Source organism: Arhodomonas sp. KWT, assembly GCF_010993615.1.
Window position 1 is genome coordinate 1 of the sequence record NZ_WNXE01001027.1, and the last position, 585, is coordinate 585.

General features: G+C 72.8%; 1 protein-coding gene. It reads left to right on the forward strand.

Annotation, left to right across the window (positions count from 1 at the left end; all coding sequences use genetic code 11):
* Positions 1-552 (forward strand): septum site-determining protein MinC (gene minC / locus G7A99_RS23945; protein WP_163144577.1); only part of this gene is annotated, 552 nt, incomplete at its 5' end.
* Between the last annotated feature and the right edge of the window lie 33 nt (positions 553-585).

Sequence of the window (585 nt, forward strand, 5' to 3'; positions counted from 1 at the left end):
GTGGCGGCCAGCGGCATCGACGACATCTGGCTGAGCGAGCTCGCCCATCACCTCTGGCAGAGCGGGCTGGCCCCGGTGGCGGTGACCGCCGGTGACCCCCGGGTGGAGAATACGGCCCAGGCCGCCGGCCTCGGCGTGATGCGCCAGCCCGGCGGCGGCAGTACCCGCGAGGTGGACACCGGCCCGGCGCCCGCCCGGCCGGAGCCGGCGTCGGCGACGGCGCGGCTCGTGACCCAGCCGGTGCGTTCCGGCCAGCAGATCTACGCCCGTGGCGGCGATCTCGTCGTGCTCGCGCCGGTCAGCCCGGGCGCCGAGGTGCTGGCGGACGGCAACATCCACGTCTACTCGAATCTGCGCGGGCGGGCCCTGGCAGGTGTGCAGGGCGACGCCGACGCGCGGATCTTCTGCCAGCAGCTCAACGCGGAGCTCATCGCGATCGCCGGGTGTTACCGGGTCAGCGAGGACATTGACGAGGCCAGCCGCGGCCACAGTGTTCAGATCCGCCTGGCGGGTGAGACACTGCACATCGAGCCGCTGGCGGGCGCCCAGTAACGGGCAGGACACCCTGCGATTCGGACAAGGACT